Source organism: Paraburkholderia sp. BL27I4N3 (assembly GCF_003386115.1).
Taxonomy (GTDB): Bacteria; Pseudomonadota; Gammaproteobacteria; order Burkholderiales; family Burkholderiaceae; genus Paraburkholderia.
Window position 1 is genome coordinate 1,488,155 of record NZ_QREJ01000001.1, and the last position, 19,210, is coordinate 1,507,364.

The following is a 19,210-nucleotide window of genomic DNA, read 5'->3' on the forward strand; positions in this document are numbered from 1 at the left end:
GCCTCCCATGCAAACGACGGGGTTAAAAGACCTGACCGGTACCGATGGAAAGTTTCCTTGGCCGGACTGGCGCGCGAGCCGCAAGCTCGACGACGGTCACCATTGGTGATGCAGGCGCTGTCTCGCTCGCTGTCGATGCCGCCTTCCCGGTTTCCACTGGCCGCGCCGGACCCACGGGGGTGCGCACTGTCGGCGCTGACGCCAGCAACTTGACTGCGTGCGCGAGTTCCGTGGCTGCCTTGCGTGTCTTCCTGGCCTGCTCGAGTTTCGTCTGAACGTAAGCCTCAATCGGATTGGCGCCGACCATCGTGCTGCCGCGGCGCTGCCCCTTAAGCCTGCGAATTTCCTGACGCAGTTTGAGATTGTGAGGCACCACACGCCATGCCCCTTGTGCATCGAGCACGCCCAGTTCGGTTCCGTCGGGCAGGAACGCCCGCACGCAACGCAGGTCGTCGGCGTTCATGTAGATCAACAGACGTTCGCCGATCAGACGCGTGCTGGCTGCCAGCACGTCGCTCGTATAGCGCACGCCATGCAGATTGATATGTGGACGCACGCCCTGGTCAAGATACGCGCGCACGGGACAGCGGCGTGCCGACTGCATCAGGCACAGAGTGCGTCGATGATGTTCCGCGAGCCATGCGACCATGATCTGCTTGCCGCGGATAAAATACTCCATCGCCTCGAGCGGCGTGGCGTTATTCAAGCCGCCGTGCGGCGTGCCGTTGTAACCAGCGATCGCATACTCGATAAGCTCCTCCAGCTCATCGAGCGACACATACAGACGGAGGTTGCCTTTCGGATCGGCGAGGGCACGGCGCAGATCGCGCGGATGAGAACCCGTATAGCCCGGCAGGCGCGAAGACAACCGGCTGGCGATCGTGCCGAAGAAGCGCTCGATGTACGGCCGCTCGTCCGGGCTGTACAACGGTCCCGCGTCGACGAGACAACCGACGAATTCACATAACGCAGTCAAGGTGTCGGCCGCGAGATTCGCTTTTGCGTTGTCAAGCTTCATCCATTCCCAGGTGACATACGCCAGTTCCGGCAACCGCTGTGATGCAAAACCGTCCTGCGGTCCGTAGCTGAGCCCCTCTATGGTGAAAGGGCGGGCACGATGCGGCTCCAGCGTTTTCTCAAGGGTCTTGATCACGTCATAGCGGCTGTACTCGCGCGCCAGCACGAGGTGGTAAGCAAGCACAACGCGAGTGCACACATCGATAATCACCAGCAGCCACACTCGCTCTATTTCAAACTCGTGTTCAAAGCCCAGCGGGTCGCGCACGACCACTTTCAGGCGGATATCGAGCCGGTGACCGTCAAACTCCACCACCTGATACGGACGTGTTGCCGCGGGACTTCCCACGCCGTCCGCCCTGGGCGGCAAGCCCTTCAGGTGCGCAGCACCCGCCGAACGTGCAGCAGCGCCGAAGCTGCGCAGCATTTCCGCTTTCAGCCGGTGCGATAGCGAACGGATCGCGCGCCCCGCCGTATTGAACGGGTAGTCGGCCGCCGTGAGACCGACTGCGCGACAATGGCGGAGGAATTCGTCATGCAGTGGCTGCAGCCCACGCAAGCGCGTCCGTAAACGCCCGTCGGTGTTGATCTGCTCGAGCAACACGCGGCGCTGTTTGACTTGGAGCAATAGCCATGCGGCGAGGGTAGGGTAGCGCTCAAAGAGCTGCGACAGGGCGCCTGCCGCACCGCAACTTCCGCGCTCACCACGTACCCGCACTGGACTTAGACGAGCATACTCCGAGACCCGTATGTAGCTGACCAGCGCGCGAAACCCAAACGGCCGTCCGTCCGGATGCGGCGACAGAGCCCGTTCAAGCCAGCGATACAACTGGCGTCGATCGACGCCGGTAGACCGCTCGATCTGTTTGAGCGATTCGCCGCGTACGTACCATAGAAGCGCCTGCATCCGCGCCTCGAAAGTGCGGCGTGTTTCATGATCGAATTCGGTGTAGGCAACAGTCGGCCATGCCGCGAGGTCAATTGCCTGAAACTCCGGCCGGCGGCGGTTCACGTTTTTGTCTCCGCGGCGATAAACGAAGTGAGCAGCGATAGAGCCTGCGTGCGCAGATCCGGCGCACTGAGTCGTCCGGCATGCAACATGCAAAAAACGGCTGTGCGGACGAGAACCGGGTCCCCAATCGTGACCTCCCGCTCGATCTGAAGCAACGTCCTGGGACGAACCAGAAAACGCTCGATCGCACGCTGCAAGGACGGCGAAACGAGGTTTCTGTTCGCCACAATGCACGGCAGTATGCGCTGCCAGTTGTCGATCCACACCCGCGCAGCCGCGAGGGCTGCAGGCGAAACTTTCCGGACGGGCAGTGCTGCTCCATCGAGTTGACGATGGGATATGCTTGTGTTTTCATTATCAACCGTATCATCAAGGATAACTAACTCCTGGCGATCAACGTAGCGGACCCAAAAATCGGCAAGACGCTCCTTCCCGCTGACATTCACACAACCGGGCCGCTCGCAGAAGACGATTACCGCAGGATCCGCCTCGAACAGAATCCACTGCTCAAGCACGTCGCGTCTGTAGAACGTCAGGCGTCGCGCCAGCTTCGGACTGAAGCCTTCGAACCGGTGTGCGCCACGCAGCGAGCAAGCGCAACCGGCTCTGCAATGTGCAGGGAATTTTCCATAAGTTCAAGGCCTTACGGACGGGCTTCGAAGTGTAGGACGCGAAGTGACAAATTTAATGCGGACTTTTGCGAATTGACGGTTTTATTTCGTTCGGACTGCAAGCAAAGTTGTCACAGCTGCGGTTCGTCGGCGCGAATTGTCAAGGTACGGGCGGTGACACATTTAATGCGGTCTACGACAACCGTGCCGAGAACAGCCACCAGCCAACCCGCAGACGCGAACGCCAGATGTGCGGCTTTCGCGATGCGCGGCGCACGCAGGCGTTTCTCTCATGCTTTGGCCCGATCCGGCAGCACTTCGCGCTGCCCAGACATCGGATGAACGCGGCATGTCATCGTGCCGTACTCCAGGAACGCTTCGCCACATGGCATGTTTGGACTGTCACTGCCGCATCTCAGAAAACTATTTAATAGGATAACTACGCTTTAGCCAAAAAGGTAACCTACAGCCGTCAACTTGACAAAGCCACGCAATGCGGTCGATCCGATGACGGTGAGAGGGCGGAAAGCTGTCGAGACCGTGCTCGAATACACGGTGTTCGCCGCGAATTCGTTCATTTTCCTCTTCATTGGAATTCAGCAGGCTCGTCGGACGTACGACACGCTGTGGGTATCGATCGGCATCGCCGTGGTGGTGGTGGTGGTGGTGATGCTGGCTCGCGTCGCAGCTGTGTACCCGTGTTGTGTCCTTTTCTCACGCTCGTCGCTGCGCATAGAGATGCGACATCAACACATACTGTTCTGGGGAGGGCTTCGTGGCGCTCTGGCGTTGGCTCTCGCGATGGGACTACCGCCCGGCGTGCCTCGTCGCGAAGGAATCGTGACCGTGCGCTTTGCCGTGGTGGCTTTTTCAGTCTTCGTTCAGGGCACAACGATCACAGCACTTCTACGGCGATTGCGAATCATGTAGGGACCCAGGAACCCAGTATCGCGTCAGTGCAGCATCGTGACCGGTACCGAAGACCAGCGCCACAGCTTCGCGAGAACGCTCCATCTGTGAAAAAAGCCAAGATGACTCGCGTCGACGACGACGATATCGGCATGATCCTTGACCGCGTACTGCGCGATCGTCCGCTCCGGGGGCCCGAAAACACGCTTCCACTTGTATGGCACACCAGCATCGTCGAGGATCGCACAGGTTAGAATCAGTGCATCCCGTGCTCGCTCCTTCTGGGATCTATGCAACATGGAGCGCGAATGAAACGCGCCTGCGCGGCCTTTTGCCAGGTCATCGAGTACTTCGACGACTTCCACCTCGGACGCGCATTTCTCAGCAAACAGGAACGCTCCGTGTCGAGCCGCTTCGGTTGCCTCTTTGGCACCTAGCACGGGAATCAGCAGTTTCAGCAAAGCAGGCCTCCAATCCACGCATCGAGCGTTACTAGCTTGATTGAAGCACGGGCATCATCCGAACGCTATAAAAGCACGCGGGCAGTGCGTAAAAATGTCATCAATAAGATGACGATGGCCAGCGTAGGTATTGTCACGTTGCTGGCATGTTGACGGGATTGCGGCGAGAATTTCGGGTATGAAACGAACCGCCCTGCAACACAACACACCTGCCACCGACGCCATTTCTTATGCCGGCTACCGATTTCCGCCCGACGTGATCGGCTATGCGGTGTGGCTGTACTACCGTTTTCCGCTGAGCCTTCGCATGGTCGAGGAGTTGCTGGCTGCGCGCGGCATTGAACTCACGTACGAAACGGTGCGACGCTGGTCGGTGAAGTTCGGGCTGGGCATTGCCCGACGCATCCGGGCCACCGTGTTGGCCCGGGGCGACAAGTGGCACCTCGACGAAGTGGTGGTCACGATCAACGGCAAGAAGCACCGGCTGTGGCGCGTGGTGGACCAGCATGGCGCGGTGCTCGATGTACTGGTGCAAAGCCGGCGCGACCGGCATGCGGCGAGACGCCTCATGCGTAAGCTGCTCAGGAAGCACGGCCGCGCTCCGCGTGTTCTGATCACCGACAAATTGCGCAGCTACGCAGCAGCGAACAAGGATCTCGGGCTGAACGTGGAACACCGACAGCACAAAGGATTGAACAACCGGGCGGAGAACTCGCACCAGCCAACGCGAGTGCGCGAGAAAGTGATGCGCCGCTTCAAATCAGCGCGCCATCTACAACGATTCACGTCGGTCCATGATCAGGTGAGTAACGTGTTCATGCGCTGCCGGTACAACACGAACGCGCAGCGGAAGCGGCAGACACGCAAGGAGGCCTTCGAGGCATGGCAGGCCGTGACTGGAAATCCGATGCTGGATCGCCTTGCCGGTTAGATTAGTAATACTAATGTCATGCGTTTTCGCATGCACGTCATTCGACAAGTTGACAATGCCGCCGTGTCTTACACGCGGATCCGCTCCACCTCATCGAGGCTGATGTCGTCGTGGCGCCGGTCATACAGCTGGGTGGTGCGGGTCGACGCGTGGTTGGCCATCGCCGCCGCGTTCTCGAGCGTGCCGCCGTTTTTCAGGTAGGCGGTGATCCCGGTCGCGCGGAATGTGTGATTGCCGATCGCCGTGCCGATGCCCGCGGCGAGCGCACGACGCCGCACCATTGCGTACGCATTGGCCTGCGGCAGCGGCGTGGTGCTCAGCTGCCCGGTGCCGCGTGCGATCGTGCGGAACAGCGGCCCCTTCGGATCGGCACCGATCCCTGTGCCGTCGAGGTAGGCGTGCAGGTACGCCTCCAGCGTGTGATGACACGGCATCGCGTGCGCCTTGCCGCCTTTTTCACGCAGGCGCACCCACAGGCGCCGGTGCTGCACGTAGACGTCGTCGACCCGCATCGCGAGCGCTGCCCCCACCCGTGCGAACGAAAACACCATCAGCGCAATCAGCGCGCGGTCCCTGAGGCCGATCGGCGTGGTCGCATCGATGCTGTCGAGCAGCTGCCGCGCCTCCGCCGCATCGAGCACCGGCGTTTTACCCCTTTTCGTGGAATGGCTGGGGCCACGGACCGACGCGGCCGGGTTGTGCGGCACGATCTGGCCGGTGACAAGCCAGTCGAACAGGTGGCGGATCGCGGCGAGCCGCTGCTTGACGGTCGGCGCCGAGGACCTTTGTGTCTGCAGTTCGATCCACGCGGCCACGTGTAGCGGCTGCACGGCCGTAATCGACGTCACGCCGGCGCCGGCGCACCAGGCGAGGAAGTCCCCCGCGGCCCGTGCATACGCGCGGCGCGTGTGCGGATTGCGGATCGCCGACGCGAAGAATTCCAGAAATCGGATGCTGGCCTGCTCGCCAGCGCAGGTCACCAGTGCGGGAAGGGGCGCTGCCGTGACGAGTGCACCTGCTGTCTTCATTGCGGGATCAGGTCGAACCTGCCTGGCTGGGCGCTAATGCGGAAGCGTCGCTCACTCCCTAGCCGGGTGACCGTTTCTGCCGCTGACTGCACGTTGTCGTCGTTCTGGGCCACTGCGACGAGGTGTTCGCCGGCACTCACATAGAGACGCACCTGCTGTGAGGGGCGCAACCGGATGGCATCTCGTCCATCAATCAGGATGTGGGCGTTACTGCCGCCATTGGAAAAGCCGCTGTCGTGGGTGATGACAATGACGGTGTCTGCTGCATCGCTGCGGCCAAAGGCAGGGGCGGTTACCCGCTCGGCCTTGCTGTCGGCAACAGGTTGAGTAGCGCAGCCTGCAAGGACTAGTGATGCGGCCAAGGTCAGCATAGGTGCCATGTTTCGCTGAGGTTGCCTTTTGCCAGCATCCAGCCCTTGGATCAGGTCCATGTCACGCTTCATGCTGCTCCCGGCCACGTTCAATGATGTGCTCGCGGTACTTTTCCTTGAGGACCTTGACGACCGGGTCCACGAACGGATTGCCGCGATAGGGCGCGGCCTTCCGGTCAATGGCCGCCTCCATCTGTCCGATTGCTGCCTGCACACTGGCCTGATCCCCCGGCACGACCGGGACCTGGGCAATGTCCCCGTTCAGCGATTCGAACGCCCGCGCCGCGTCCTTCAGCTGTCGCACCAAACCGTCCAGTCCTTCGCTCATCTGTCCAGGCTCCTATATCTGATAAGGACATTATCATATATAAGACAACCGGTGCGCAGATGCAGAATGGCTGAAGAAAACTGACCTGCCGCCGTTAACCCGGGTTATCGCTCCGGTCGCCATCGCCAGAGGCAGTCCTGCCTAGCAGCCGGACCGCGCTCTCAGGTCCTGACCGTATTTTTCCCCTCGGAGGAAAGGTCAGGGCTTTTGCGCCGGCCCGCGCGGGCCGGTTTTTTTTCGGCCGCTCAACTCCGGCGCAAAACAGCGTACCGCCAGTGCGGCATCCTGATTGCCGCGGTGCCCGACATCCAGGGCGAGGAGTTCCCGGAAGATGCCCAATGCCTGCAGGCCGTGCACCTGACAAAAGCCGTCCACGACTTCGGTGATGGCACGGTTCAACGTCTCCGGCGTCCGTGTGCTGGCGATATGCGAACTGCCCCTCGCCAGCTCCAGCATGTAAGTCAACCGGGCCTGCGTCAGCGTGGCTTCGATGATATTTTTCCGCGGCATGCTGGCCCTCTCATTGATATTTTTGTTGGCTTTAAGGCGATGCGTGTCAGTTAGTCGTCCTCGGTTGGATTGGATCGGTGCCTGTCGCCAAGGCGAACCAGTTCCGCAAGCGAGCGTGCTTTCATCTTTTCCATCACCCGCGCGCGATGGATCTTTATCGTCTTCTCGGCCGCTCCCAGTTCGCTCGCGATCTGTTTGTTCAAACGACCCTCAATCACCAGGGCCATTACTTGCCGCTCACGCCGTGTGAGATGGTCGACGCGGCGCCGGATTTCGGCCCGCTCGGCACGCCATTCGAACATTTTCCACGCACGCTCGAACACCCGCTCGATCGCTTGCAGCAAGGTGCTTTCGGCGATTGGTTTCGACAGAAAGTCCGCTGCTCCCGCTTTCATCGCGGCGACAGCCAATTCCAGAGTGCCTTGGCCGGAAATGAAGATAATGGGAAGCATTGTGCCGATTCGACCTTGCAGAGCCAGCCCGCTCAGTGTCGGAAGTTGCAGATCAAGCAGCAAGCATGCCGGACCGGCCGCGAGATCCGCATGTTCGATAAACGCTTCGGCGCTCCCGAACGTCTCCACCCGATGGCCGGCTAGGCGTAGCAGCCGCGCGAGGGCCCTGCAGACGTGTTCGTCGTCATCGACCACGTACACCAAGAAAGCCGGCTTGTTCATGATTTTCCTGGCGGGTCGGTTTCCTCGTCCGTGCTCTGCGCTGGAAGCGGCCGCCCGGGCGCCCGGCAATCACATCATTCAGCTTGAACACGGCGACCTTCAGGTCGCCATGTTCACAAGAGCACGGGCGGTCAGTATAAGGTCTCGCTCGAACCGATCCGGCCTGACCAGCCGCTCGGTTTCGCGAGTAAGCCGGAGAACATCGGCGCTAAGCGGATCGGGATTGGACTCTGCTACCGGTTGAGTTCGTTGATCAGCACGGTCCAGCGTCGCCCAGCTGACTCACGGTTGCCTGATAGATCCGTTCCATGGCGCGCTTCCGTTAAGGGGGCAGCTACTGTTCTAGCGGAACCGACGGGTCGCCCGCTAGGCAGTTTCGGACAAAATAACGCCTTGCCTTCACGGTCGCTGTCTGACGTCGGTTTTCCGTGAGAGGCAACCAGGCACGGGAGGTACGGCGACACACGCGTACTGGAGTCGTTTTATGAGATCGTCAACACTATTCCATCGGGCGCCTCGCGCCATGGACTGCACGACGGGTCCAGGCCAACGAGGGGATCCGCCCGCGTTCGTCCATGCTGACTCCCTTACCCAAATCGTCTCTCAGCGCGCCGACGATGGATGCCGCGATGTCTTCAGTCGGCACAACCCTGTTCGGTGAGACGGCCTGGAGGGCCGCCTTCGGCATTTCCGGTGCGACGCAGGACGACGGCTCCTGAACGATCGTAAAACCACCGCAGGCGCCGACAGCCTTCAGTCCTGCGGCGCCATCGTCGAGTCTTCCTGTCAGGATAACGCCGATCGCGCGGGGGCCGTACTCGACCGCTGCGGAACGGAACAGGGGATCAGCGGCCGGGCGCGCAAAGTTTTCCTTGGGTCCAGTCGACAGAATAATCAAGCCGTCGCGCATCAGCATGTGCCGGTCGGGGGGCGCCACATAGACCGTTGACGCGGAGATCGGTTGGCGCCTACCCGAGACACCCGTCTGAGACAGGCAAGAATCGGCCTGGAGCGCGTCAACTACGACGCCGGACAACAACGGACCTTCTACATTTTTGTAAGATCGTCGACGATCCTGCCATTCACACCGGCGTTATGGTCCGTACCTTGGCGTCGACACCGCCCTTTCAAGCCGCGCCAGAGCAGCACTGGACCTATAAGGCCAAGGTAATAAAAGGAGTTCCGACGGCGCGAAGGGTATACAGTGAGCAGAGTGGTGTTCTAGACTGGCCTTTCGGAGATAGTTCGTGCGATCAGATACCAAGAAATCCATTTCTTTTGCGGCAAACGAGACCGCTTACAATCGGGATCACCGGGCGCAGGCTCTTCTGCTTGAAGCGACGGACGCTAACCGGGCAGAACAGAGGCCTATCAGCTATTCACTCATCGATTCCACCGTGGGCAAGTGGCGATATCCAGCGCAGATTGAAAAAAACTGATCGTGGCGCTCCATTTTCCGAATCCGAGCCGTAGCTACGATGCCACGCGGCAGTGTGTACTTTTCTGGGGATATGATGATTCCCGGGAAATCACGTTTCAGGTCGACAGTGCAACGCTAAAAGGCCTGCAACCGGCGCTCGGATCAGACGAACGGTCGGTTCTTGTGGCATTTGACGAATTTCGCGGGAAGCTACTTGAAATGGCGACAAGGCAGTATGTCCGTGGCCCCCAGAATCGATATTCGATTTGATGAAATTCCACAGCTTTTTCTCCAACGGGTAGCCGACAGCTTAGCAAGCGAGAAACGCCGTCATAACAGAACTACCTTCGCTTGGGCCGGGGCAGACGTCAAATACTTCGTTTTGCCGCCACTCACGTATCAAACGAAGTTCTACCCTGGATGCGACGGCATCAGGGCAAGATCGCTTTACGTTCGGTGACTCAAAGTCTTGGCGAATCTTTGACATTCGCAACGCGGGACTGTCATCTGCGAAAGCGTCGCTCGTTACGTGGCTCCAGCGGTACGAACGGACACCAGGCAGCAGTTCTGGACGTTCGGCACCTCCGTTGGATCGTCAACAATCGGCGCGCACTTGACCAGATCCGTTATTGGTTCCTAAGGGTGCCTGCGGAGAACAGACTTCCGAGGGCGGTGAGGTAGGCGCATGCATGAACACATGCCCGGCAGCTGGCCCCAACCATTCAAGGCTGTCTTTCGTGCTAGCCTCCAATGACCGATCGGAGTCTTTCATGCACCGAATGATCGTGTATCGCAGTTTCGAGATTCATGTCGAATTGACTCCGGCTGCTAAGGACATGTTTGACGTGACTTTTCAGATAAAAGGCGGCACCAACCTCGATGTGCTCGGCGCCCGGGGAGGCCGCATACCGTTGCGCAACGGCCCTTTCACTGAACGATGGGCCTACCTGGTTGCCGAAATTGCCGGACAAGCGGCAATCGACGTGTTGCTTGGCCCAGTTGACTGATCCCATCCCCGTTTCCTCCACTCCGTACGCTGTGCGAGCGGAGCGGGTGCGGCCATGGGTCAGTTGACGGCCCACAGGGTGGCAAAATGCACGAAATTCCTCACTACCTTATTCTTCGCGCCGAACACGAATCGTACGTTCTGGACCGGGAGCGCGTGCTGATTCGCCGCCAGGCAAGTCCCATGATGAACGCGTTCGCGCGCGCGCACAGCAAACCGATGTCGATCGAAGACGCCCGATGGGATAGCTTCTCCCGGGAGTACGGGTTCTCGTCCGTCGAACGGAAGTGTTTGTGCTCTTACTCGTTGGTGGGAGGCAGCGAAACCAGACATCAACTTGCGTTGCTCGCCAACCTTTAGCTTTCTGACGCGATCAGGGAGATCAAGGTACGCGTTATACGCTGCGTATCGCGCAGCCGTGACCGGCGCCATGGCGCGCACGGTCTCGACGGCCGCGTTCAACGACAGCAGGTTGATCTGGAATGCGATCGAACAGCTCACGGCTTGATGCCCGCGACACACGCGATCTTCCGTCCACCCCTCCGGTCAACCGGCTGGAGCTCGGCCTAATGGGGGGGGAAAAGCGTCAAGCACGAAGTCCGGTTTACCGACAACCATCTTGGCTGGCGCATTGACTCATCAGAATTGCAACTCGTGGTGACCCGTTGCCTCACGTAGTTTGCTACCAGCCGGATTGTCCGGCAGGAGCGACGCGAGGTGACGAGGCGAATCAGCATGACGACACGCAAGGAGTTGGTCGCAGCACTGCAATTGCGGTATGGCAGCGCGACGTTCGGGGAGCCAGCGGCGGAGTCAATATCCTTGGGATACTGTCAGGTGAGAAAGGGCTCCTTACGAAAAGCATTGACAGGCGCGTTATGGCACTATACCGTGAGCGTCGAAATATTCAAGAAGCTCGATTGCTGATCACCATTTTCCGCCTCATCTGTGCGGTACTCGCTGTCCTCTCTTCTTCCTTGAAGTTTTTGTCGCTCCGCAACGGAGCTGTTATTTTTATTTCAGGGAATTCTCATGGATACCGGTACTGTCAAGTGGTTCAACGATAGCAAAGGCTTTGGCTTCATTACTCCTGACGCTGGCGGCGACGATCTCTTCGCGCACTTCTCGGAAGTTCGCGGCGACGGTTTCAAGACGCTCGCAGAAAACCAGAAGGTGAGCTACGAGACAAAGCGCGGCCCGAAGGGTATGCAGGCCGCGAATATCTCGCCGCAGTAACGTATTTCAAGGGCCGGTCTGCCGACCCTTTGCCTGTCAGCCTGACTAGCATCCTCGCGGAGCCATGCGCTCCCGATCTGATCGCCGCGTTTCAACGTGCGCATCATTTGTCTTTTCGACACGATCCGTCTCGCCCCGTTTTTCAGTTCATTCAGCCTGTACGACATGATGTCGTGCGGTCGGTTATCGCTTATGCAAAATAATAAACACATTGACCATTACAACGGTTATTCGGTCTCGCCGTCCGCTCACCGGTTACCGGACGGCTGGTTCGCTGCAAATCTCCTGCTCACCAGAGGTGACGCGCTCGGCGCTGAGCCGGTCTCCTACCAGTTTGATGCGCTCGACTATTTCGATAACGAAACACAGGCTGTGGGGCACGCTGCAGCATGGGCGCGCGGCTGGGTCGACAGTCGCGGTTAAGTCAGCATGGCCTGCAGCACACGAGCGGCCATATGTGGCGCTCACCGGTCTGATTGAAACGTGCGTCATCGCAATGCGCGCAGCCATATCGCCGGCCCTCGACCGGCGCAGTCTCATGACCCCCGAGATGCTACTTTCCGTTCAGGTGCCGGTGCCGGTGCCGCCGGGATCACGTGCCACGTCAACCAGATTGTCGTGAAAAGTCGCACGGAAGAACCGCGAAGATGTCGGGCTCACGCCTCATCTCCCCCAATGCACTCATATCGCCAGTTTGGATCGCTTAAACTGCGCTGCGGTGTATTCCAGTTATTCCCATCACAAGGAGCAGAGATGGCTTTGTTGGTCATGCAGGTCGCAGTGAGTGGGGAACTGGTGGAGGTGTTCGAGATGCCGGTAGATGATGTCGACGGACACCGGATGCTCGCCCGCGCAAATGAGGACGAGCGGGTGATCCATCGCGCCGGCCAGATCCTCGAAGACGGTGAAGTCTGGATCGATCTCATCGACCGGGACGGCGAGACGCTGTTCGATCAGGTGGCATGTTTCCACCGGGCAGACGCCGCCGACGCGCTGCAGGTTCATTTCGACATGAATCCCGAGGTCGTTAAAGACTGTCTTTCAAAGTCAAATGTTGCCTCGCTGTATGCGAGGCATCGCGTAGCTTCCCAGGCCTACTTCCGCAAGATTGATCGCCTGGTCGACTGCTCCATGGTGAGTTCCAGACAAAGCAATCGCCGGCGGGTGGGTGACGCCAGCGTCATGGATCTCGTGATCGAGCTTCGCAGACGGCTGGACGGTGCGGACACCCTGCTCGCGCTGAATGAGCTGCCGACGCCCGTACAGACCGCGGCCCTGCAACTGAAGGAAGCGGCGAAGTCGTACGCGACAGCTGTCCAGTATCTGTAAAGCGTTATCCAGGGCGCAGCTACGGATATAAAGGCCTCATGCGGTACATGCCCGCAGGCCGGCGCGGTTTCACACTGCACCTCGCCTCCCGTATGGGGCGAGTGAGAGAAGCACCGGCAAAATACTTTACAGGAATGCCTGATCTCATCCGCCCGTCTGTCTCGAACGGCTTTCAGGGGCGAACGGCCGTCCGCGCCGCGGGTCCGCTAACCGGTGCTTGCTCCCAGATTTTGATGAGTCTCGCTGCTCCCGTGCATTGACGTTCGTCGCGTTGTTCGATAAATTGATCCAATTGCGACAAACGGGGCAGAATTGTTTGGCGTAAATTATTAAACAACGTCAGAAATTGAAATTGGGCTGAATGGTCCGCACTATCGAGTGCCGCTACCGCGTCATTGGCAGTAACGGTCGTTGTTCATTTCGAAAGCGAACTCAAGTTTGCCGAGCACGGCATGAACATGCCTGACCTCGTCGCAAAGTGGGCATTGACAGAAGTTTTCCCGTGGCATAGCCGACCGCCACACAGGAGCGGGGCTTGGATCAACTCGGTCATTTTCTCGTCGTAGCTTTACTTCGCGCGCTCTCAATACTTCCGTACCCATTGGTCGCGAGGTTCGGCAGCGCGCTCGGCGCGGCGCTGTACACGCTTCCCAGCCGTCGCAAACACATAGTCCTTGTCAACCTGCGCCTCTGCTTTCCGGAAAAGTCGGTACGTGAGTACGATGAGCTTGCGAGGGAGCACTTCCGGCATGTCGTCCGCAGCTATCTCGAACGAGGTGTTCAATGGTTCGGTAGCGCGCAAAGGATAAAAAATCTCGTCCAGATCGAAAGCGCGATTGATCTCGAAGACAGGAATACTCCGCCTACCATCTTTTTGGGGTTTCATTTCGTGGGCATCGAAATCGGGTGCATCCTTTACTCGCTGAAAATGCCTGCCGCTTCCTTGTACACGCACATGTCGAACACGCGTCTTTGCGACCTAGCCAAACGGCAGCGCGGCCGATTCGGCGCCGAGATGGTCGAACGCTCGACAAGCGCCAAAAAGATCGTGAGACTCCTTCGGCAGGGCAAGCCGGTCATGCTTGCTGCGGACATGGACCATGGCATCGAAAATTCTGTTTTTGTGCCTTTTTTTAGCGTCCCTGCGTGCACTCTGACTTCTGTCTCGCGACTTGCGAGAATGGGGGGCGCGCGGGTTGTGCCGTTCGTCACGGAAGTACTGCCGGATTTCAAAGGGTATCGGATGACCGTCTTTGCGCCGCTCAGCGATTTCCCATCGAAAAGCGACACGGATGACGCGCGTTGCATGAATGCGTTTCTCGAGACACAGATACTGAAATTCCCAGCCCAGTACTACTGGGTGCATCGACGCTTCAAACATCGTCCACCGGGAATGCCTGCGGTGTATTGATAGTGCAGTGGGCCGGGCTCGTTTTGGTTGTGGTGCAAATAGGCTCGACGAATCGGTTAAAGTATTCAGTCCAACACTCTGGTGGTCGGTGATGAGCAAGAGCAAAGGCCTGGAGGCGTTGTTTGATGGGCGGCATTTTGATCGGGAGATCATCATTCTCTGCGTGCGCTGGTACCTTCGCTACAAGCTCAGCCTGCGCGATCTGGTCGAGATGATGGCCGAGCGCGGTTTGTCGCTGGGGTAGTGGTGCAATTGGGATGCGCTGGTCTGTTACGCTCGAGTTTTTGACGGGCGTGCCAATGCGTAAGCTGAAAGACATTGACGGATTATTCAACGGGCGCCACTTCGATCGCGAAGTTATTGTCCTTTGCGTGCGTTGGTATCTGCGTTACAAGCTCAGCTTTCGAGATCTCGCTGAAATGATGGCCGAGCGCGGTCTGTCGATGGCGCACACGACGATCCTGCGTTGGGTGAAGCGCTACACGCCGGAGTTCGTCAAACGTTGGAATCGGTTGGCCACGACAGCCGGTCAGTCGTGGCGAGTCGACGAGACCTACGTGAAGATTCGTGGCAAATGGGCCTATCTTTACCGCGCTGTTGACCGAGCGGGAAAGACGATCGATTTTCGCCTCAGCGCGAGGCGCGACGTGGCGGCAGCAAAGGCGTTCTTCGCGAAGGCAATCAGAACTCAGGGACGCGCTCCTGGAACGATCACACTGGACGGCTACGCGGCATCTCATCGGGCAGTCCGCGAGATGAAGACTGACGGGTCGCTACCCAGGCCAACGAAATAGCGATCCTCGAAGTACCTGAATAACCTGATCGAACAGGATCACCGCCACATCAAATCGCGGGTGAACGTGATGCTCGGGTTCAAGCGGTTCCGGAACGCGGTCGTGACCCTCTCCGGCATCGAACTGATGCATCGCATTCGCAAAGGCCAGTTTGATCTCACCGGCGTGCACCTCAAAGATACCACTTCGCCCTCGATCTGGATGGCGGTTCTTTCAGATGGTTGAGGTCCCTGAAAAGTGGGCGATTTCTCGCCCGCCTGCCGAATTTGCACCACAACCGCGCTTCCGACAATGCACATAATTGCATTGTCGGAAACATTTCAATTTGCTGGCTCCTGCAGCGACGGACAACGGACAGCCGCGATGTACGCGCTGATCGGCACTTGCGCCGTAGCGCTCAGGCGGTTTGCGAGGTTAAGGGCAAACCCGACTTCGCGTTCACAGGTTGAGCCGGGTCACCTTCGTCCCGGCAAGCGAAGCATCGGCCATCAGACCGGTATTGGTGAGCACGATGACCGCGACCTGCGAGGAAACTGAGGTCGTGTCGATCGAACCATTTGCGCCCACTTTTATGATCGAAACCGCTACATTCCCCCCAACCGACCAGCCTGCGGAATTGCGGAAACTGTCGAGCGCGTCTTTCGTCATGAAAAGGAAGATGATTGCCGTCGACTGCACCCCGGCCTGGAATCCAAATGAACCCGAGGACGTGCTGTAATAGCCGGCTGTCTCGCCGCCAACTCTCAATGCCCCTTCTCCGTACTCGGCGCCGGCGATGAACGCCGCCTTCTTCACCGACGGAAACACCAACACCCCTTCGGCCTTCGATACGAGTTCATGCGAGCCCCCCACGGTCGAAAAGAGCCGCGACATCGTCCCGTCCACGCTCGCGTCGATCGCCTGGCGCTTCGATGCATCGGTTTCCGGGCTCTTTCCACCGCCAGCGGTCATCGTACAGCCAGTCAGCGTCAGACCCGCCGCAGCCATGGCAGCCGCCGCTTTAAGCGCAAAGTTCCGTCTGTTCATTGTCGTTCTCCATCATGGTTCCGAGGCGAATCCCCGGTACATGATCTGGCCGCTACGCCCTTCGATCCAGTTCTCCCAACACTGTGAAGACTCAGCGCGACACGGTTCAGCGTTCCGTTCACTCACTTCAAGCGCTTGCCGTCTGGACGTGCAAAAGGTCAGAACCCGCCTCGCAGGCGCATGGTTCTCTGGGGCGTCGCGATACGTTGGCAAGGTTGACACTGCGGCGTTCTACAGGAGCTTCGAAGCGTAGTCGCGCACAACAACAACCGGTTCAGCACATCCTGAGCGATGCTTCGTTACTGTCATTGAAGCGCCGCGTCCGTATTTGCAACAATGGACCGTTGCGCGTTGCGGACTTTTTTGCTGCTGTCTGGTCTTCTTCACGTAGTCGGGACGCGCCTCCCGATACTTGTCCCAGTATTCCGGATTGCGCTCGAGCCATGTCGCTCATGCTCTCGCCTGATTCTCACGGTAGTCCCAATCAACACGCAACCCCCCTTTTGCCATGACGTCCGCACTCGCTGACACCCGAGAGAGGAGCAGTAGCGCTTATCTGGCGTCTGAACCCGACGCTCATATGGGTGACTACACGCATGCGTTATTCTAGGCGGGATTGAGTTCATGCACATGGTCGTCGAAAGCCAGATGAAAGACCGGTGCTTCGCGCAGACGTCCGCCTGCAGTTCGATTCGTTATCCGTGTAAGGAGTCCTCATCATATCGGCATTTATTCGGCTCGTCTTTTTTATCGTGGCAAAGCCCTCGACGACCTTCGGGGGCTGCGGGTCCCCGCCGTAAGCCGCTGTTGTGAGGACAGCAAACATCTGACTTCGATCAGTGCAGCAAGTCCCTTGGGCCAGAGCGCCCCTTACTGGCTTGTCACCACGGCGCGATGGACGTTTTGCCTACACGGCCAATGCCGGTAGCGGCTCGATCAGCAGTCTGCGGATTGCGGCGGACGGTACAGTACGCTTGCTCAATCCGACTGCGGGCACGCTCAGTGTCCCCCTGACATGGCGCTCAGTCGTCACAGCAAATTCCTCTACGTTCGGGAAGGTAACGGCGCTGTAAGTGGCTTTCGCGTGATGCCAGACGGAACACTCGAGCCACTTGGTTCAGTCACCGGCGTACCGCCGGGGGCACAAGGGATCGCGGCGCGCTAGACACATCTCCCCCCGCGCAGGGAGATGTGCACGTGCGACCGTGCTTTCGTATCCCTGTATCGGCAGCCTTCGCGCAAGAACGTTGCCTGTGCCGCTGAGCACCTGCCGTCCGCCTTGATCAGATTGAAATCGAGGCTCCCGGCCAAGGGGCTGTTAGATGAGGCCCAATAAGGAAGCTGAGCGAGTCCGATCGCATCAGTTTCCTTGAGGTTTCCTGGAGCCAGATTGACTACCGGTCTTCGAATGGCTGAGCTCTGGGAAGTGGCCGCGTGACCGCCGGCGCATAGCAACCTTAGGCCGGCCGTTAAAGACGACCACGATCGCCCCAAGAACGTCCGTTTGAATTCGAACCGGCGACGCAGCCTCCCATCCGGAGCCTCAGTTGCGGCAGATCGGGCTTATGAGCTTTGCGGTGGCGAACGGCGTCCGCCATTCCGTCCTGCTAATGAGGTAAGCGCCGCTCGGGGTAATTCTTCAACTGAAAGCGCCCACAGCGAATATGCGACGCTGCGCTGGAACAACGTACCGACAGCAGCGCGAAGCTCGCCCCTGCCCAGCGCGTATACCGAGTCGGTCACGGCAATGGCGCCGTGCATCAGGACGCTGGCATGCCGGTAGCACCCCATCATGCAGTCATTGCAGGGCTCCCGTTGATCGGGCAGGCGGTCGAGGTCGAAGACGGAACCCATTGGCTCGGGCCACGCCTCACAACGCCAGACATCGAGGTTCCAGTCGATATAAAAATACTTGCTGCCGCCGATACATGGGATCAGTTGCTGTTCACCGCGCACGAACCGCCCGACCTCGGCCAGCGCAGCGCTCGGGTCCATTACACGGAAGCGCTTTTTGAGGCGGCCGATTGCGCTCAACGCTTCGAGTAGTTCGTCACGGCTTAGGTCGACGAGCGCCGATGTTTCGTCGTAAACGAGCGATGTGGAACCGAGCGTTTCGCGCCTTGGATAGGAAAACGCGACGGCATCGAAGCCAAGCCGGTTGAGCGTCTCTGGAAGCGACGCGTAATGGACCAGGCGACTCACCGTGACCGATGCGCAGACCGGGATGCCAAAGGCGCGCGCCTGGGCGATTCCATCGCGGATGCGGGCCTCCAGACCGCGCAGGCCACGATTGCGCTCGTGCTCGCCCATGTCCGCGCTATCGATCGATATCAGGAGACGCTTGAGGCCGGCCGCGGCCAGTTGCTTGATGTGGCGGGGGAGGAACCAGCCGTTCGTGATCAGACCGCAATCGATGCCGGCTTTCGTGGCCGAGGCCACTAGCGATTCGATCTTCGGGTGAACCAGCGGCTCGCCCCCCTGGAGCGTCATGTAGCGAATCCGGCGTCTGCGCAGGATCGGCAGCGCACGCGCGAACTCATCAGGATCCAGATAGCGCCGGGGGCCTGCCAGGTTTTTGTCGCGCGAGAACCCGCAGAAGTCGCATGCGGCGTTGCAAACGTTCGTTACCGATACGTCGCAGACCGCAGGCAATGGATTGCGCGACTCGCTGGCAACGCCGTCTGCGTGACGCAGATTGCGCCATTTAATGATCCGCTCTGTCATATCCATGAACCCTCACAGTCGGCTGACGAATCCGGCACGAAGGATCCAAGCATACGCTTCACACGCTAGCCTGTGCGCGATAGATGCGGGTATGGGGTCAGCTAGGGGCGGACTGAAGCGGTGGAGACTGCGGGGGAACGGTGTAAGCGGAAGACGGCCATCCGGAGTCCGCTGACGGACGTCTCTTCCTGGCCGGGGCTCTCTACCGCGCGAGCGGTTTCGTTCGCCGGCCCGATTGCGACGCCGGAACGTTCTGGGCGCCTGTCCGCCCGGCAATCTACATGCGACCAATAACGGTCCGTCTTTCGTTTTTCCATCATTCGATGTTGGCGGCGCATCTCGACCAGAATCCAAAATTGGGTTTCAATGGCCCCGCGCGCCGACTATGATCATTTGAGAAGGCGCACGTTGA

Annotated in this window: 20 protein-coding genes and 3 pseudogenes; 11 read left to right on the top strand and 12 right to left on the bottom strand. The window is 59.2% G+C overall.

Annotated features, from left to right (window positions below; translation table 11 throughout):
- Positions 1 to 22: 22 nt before the first annotated feature.
- Positions 23 to 2,029, bottom strand: coding sequence for an integrase (locus B0G71_RS06745; RefSeq protein WP_116140599.1), 2,007 nt, complete (start codon positions 2,027 to 2,029; stop codon positions 23 to 25).
- The gene (locus B0G71_RS06750) at positions 2,026 to 2,544 is read right to left on the bottom strand and encodes a hypothetical protein (RefSeq protein ID WP_309546252.1); all 519 of its coding nucleotides are present in this window, start codon (positions 2,542 to 2,544) and stop codon (positions 2,026 to 2,028) included. The genes B0G71_RS06745 and B0G71_RS06750 overlap by 4 nt, the downstream gene beginning before the upstream one ends.
- Positions 2,545 to 2,837: 293 nt before the next feature.
- On the opposite strand from B0G71_RS06750, the pseudogene B0G71_RS41845 reads away from it, so the two are divergent.
- Positions 2,838 to 3,071 (top strand): annotated as a pseudogene (locus B0G71_RS41845) (IS6 family transposase); the annotation flags it as partial.
- Positions 3,072 to 3,117: 46 nt separating this feature from the next.
- Positions 3,118 to 3,570, top strand: a complete 453-nt coding sequence (locus B0G71_RS06760) for a cation:proton antiporter (protein ID WP_258875506.1) — start codon at positions 3,118 to 3,120, stop codon at positions 3,568 to 3,570.
- Between the two features lie 23 nt (positions 3,571 to 3,593).
- Here the strand turns inward: B0G71_RS06760 and B0G71_RS06765 are convergent, their stop codons facing one another.
- Positions 3,594 to 4,010 carry a universal stress protein gene (locus tag B0G71_RS06765; protein ID WP_116140602.1) on the bottom strand — a complete coding sequence of 139 codons (417 nt, stop codon included), beginning with the start codon at positions 4,008 to 4,010 and terminating at the stop codon, positions 3,594 to 3,596.
- 178 nt (positions 4,011 to 4,188) lie between these two features.
- Here B0G71_RS06765 and B0G71_RS06770 point away from each other — a divergent pair, with 178 nt between their 5' ends.
- The gene (locus B0G71_RS06770) at positions 4,189 to 4,941 is read left to right on the top strand and encodes an IS6 family transposase (RefSeq protein WP_116140604.1); all 753 of its coding nucleotides are present in this window, start codon (positions 4,189 to 4,191) and stop codon (positions 4,939 to 4,941) included.
- Positions 4,942 to 5,009: 68 nt separating this feature from the next.
- On the opposite strand, the gene B0G71_RS06775 is transcribed toward B0G71_RS06770, so the two are convergent.
- The 6 genes from B0G71_RS06775 to B0G71_RS06800 form a co-directional block, all read right to left on the bottom strand.
- Complete coding sequence (locus tag B0G71_RS06775) at positions 5,010 to 5,969, bottom strand: tyrosine-type recombinase/integrase (RefSeq protein ID WP_181916729.1); 960 nt, start codon at positions 5,967 to 5,969, stop codon at positions 5,010 to 5,012.
- Positions 5,966 to 6,412 carry a hypothetical protein gene (locus B0G71_RS06780; protein ID WP_116140606.1) on the bottom strand — a complete coding sequence of 149 codons (447 nt, stop codon included), beginning with the start codon at positions 6,410 to 6,412 and terminating at the stop codon, positions 5,966 to 5,968. Before B0G71_RS06780 ends, B0G71_RS06775 begins: the two co-directional genes overlap by 4 nt.
- On the bottom strand, positions 6,402 to 6,668 hold the full coding sequence (locus B0G71_RS06785) for a hypothetical protein (RefSeq protein ID WP_116140608.1): 267 nt from the start codon (positions 6,666 to 6,668) through the stop codon (positions 6,402 to 6,404). Before B0G71_RS06785 ends, B0G71_RS06780 begins: the two co-directional genes overlap by 11 nt.
- Before the next feature lie 198 nt (positions 6,669 to 6,866).
- Positions 6,867 to 7,178 carry a hypothetical protein gene (locus tag B0G71_RS06790; RefSeq protein ID WP_116140610.1) on the bottom strand — a complete coding sequence of 104 codons (312 nt, stop codon included), beginning with the start codon at positions 7,176 to 7,178 and terminating at the stop codon, positions 6,867 to 6,869.
- 50 nt (positions 7,179 to 7,228) lie between these two features.
- A complete protein-coding gene (locus tag B0G71_RS06795) occupies positions 7,229 to 7,852 on the bottom strand; it encodes a response regulator transcription factor (protein WP_116140612.1) in 624 nt (207 codons plus the stop codon).
- A gap of 499 nt (positions 7,853 to 8,351) precedes the next feature.
- Entirely contained in the window at positions 8,352 to 8,891 is a 540-nt protein-coding gene (locus B0G71_RS06800) for a chemotaxis protein CheB (RefSeq protein ID WP_116140614.1), read from the bottom strand.
- Positions 8,892 to 9,293: 402 nt separating this feature from the next.
- On the opposite strand from B0G71_RS06800, the gene B0G71_RS06810 reads away from it, so the two are divergent.
- Together B0G71_RS06810 and B0G71_RS06815 are read left to right on the top strand one after the other, a co-directional pair.
- A complete protein-coding gene (locus B0G71_RS06810) occupies positions 9,294 to 9,542 on the top strand; it encodes a DUF1488 domain-containing protein (RefSeq protein WP_116140618.1) in 249 nt (82 codons plus the stop codon).
- A gap of 500 nt (positions 9,543 to 10,042) precedes the next feature.
- The gene (locus B0G71_RS06815; RefSeq protein WP_116140620.1) at positions 10,043 to 10,279 is read left to right on the top strand and encodes a hypothetical protein; all 237 of its coding nucleotides are present in this window, start codon (positions 10,043 to 10,045) and stop codon (positions 10,277 to 10,279) included.
- 59 nt (positions 10,280 to 10,338) lie between these two features.
- Here the strand turns inward: B0G71_RS06815 and B0G71_RS41260 are convergent, their stop codons facing one another.
- Positions 10,339 to 10,779, bottom strand: coding sequence for a hypothetical protein (locus tag B0G71_RS41260; protein WP_181916730.1), 441 nt, complete (start codon positions 10,777 to 10,779; stop codon positions 10,339 to 10,341).
- A gap of 531 nt (positions 10,780 to 11,310) precedes the next feature.
- Here B0G71_RS41260 and B0G71_RS06830 point away from each other — a divergent pair.
- The 6 genes and pseudogenes from B0G71_RS06830 (at position 11,311) to B0G71_RS06855 (ending at position 15,273) form a co-directional block, all read left to right on the top strand.
- A complete protein-coding gene (locus tag B0G71_RS06830) occupies positions 11,311 to 11,514 on the top strand; it encodes a cold-shock protein (RefSeq protein ID WP_025527573.1) in 204 nt (67 codons plus the stop codon).
- Positions 11,515 to 11,706: 192 nt separating this feature from the next.
- Positions 11,707 to 11,937 (top strand): hypothetical protein, encoded by a 231-nt coding sequence (locus tag B0G71_RS06835; RefSeq protein ID WP_116148380.1) that lies wholly within the window; start codon positions 11,707 to 11,709, stop codon positions 11,935 to 11,937.
- 330 nt (positions 11,938 to 12,267) lie between these two features.
- Complete coding sequence (locus B0G71_RS06840; protein WP_116140625.1) at positions 12,268 to 12,843, top strand: hypothetical protein; 576 nt, start codon at positions 12,268 to 12,270, stop codon at positions 12,841 to 12,843.
- A gap of 535 nt (positions 12,844 to 13,378) precedes the next feature.
- Positions 13,379 to 14,254, top strand: coding sequence for a lipid A biosynthesis lauroyl acyltransferase (locus B0G71_RS06845; protein ID WP_116140627.1), 876 nt, complete (start codon positions 13,379 to 13,381; stop codon positions 14,252 to 14,254).
- Between the two features lie 91 nt (positions 14,255 to 14,345).
- Positions 14,346 to 14,492: pseudogene (locus B0G71_RS06850) on the top strand (IS6 family transposase); the annotation flags it as partial.
- A gap of 61 nt (positions 14,493 to 14,553) precedes the next feature.
- Positions 14,554 to 15,273, top strand: a pseudogene (locus tag B0G71_RS06855) (IS6 family transposase).
- A gap of 213 nt (positions 15,274 to 15,486) precedes the next feature.
- Here B0G71_RS06855 and B0G71_RS06860 read toward each other — a convergent pair.
- A complete protein-coding gene (locus B0G71_RS06860) occupies positions 15,487 to 16,074 on the bottom strand; it encodes a YSC84-related protein (RefSeq protein ID WP_116140629.1) in 588 nt (195 codons plus the stop codon).
- 1,563 nt (positions 16,075 to 17,637) lie between these two features.
- Positions 17,638 to 18,804, bottom strand: coding sequence for a radical SAM protein (locus B0G71_RS06865; protein WP_116140631.1), 1,167 nt, complete (start codon positions 18,802 to 18,804; stop codon positions 17,638 to 17,640).
- Between the last annotated feature and the right edge of the window lie 406 nt (positions 18,805 to 19,210).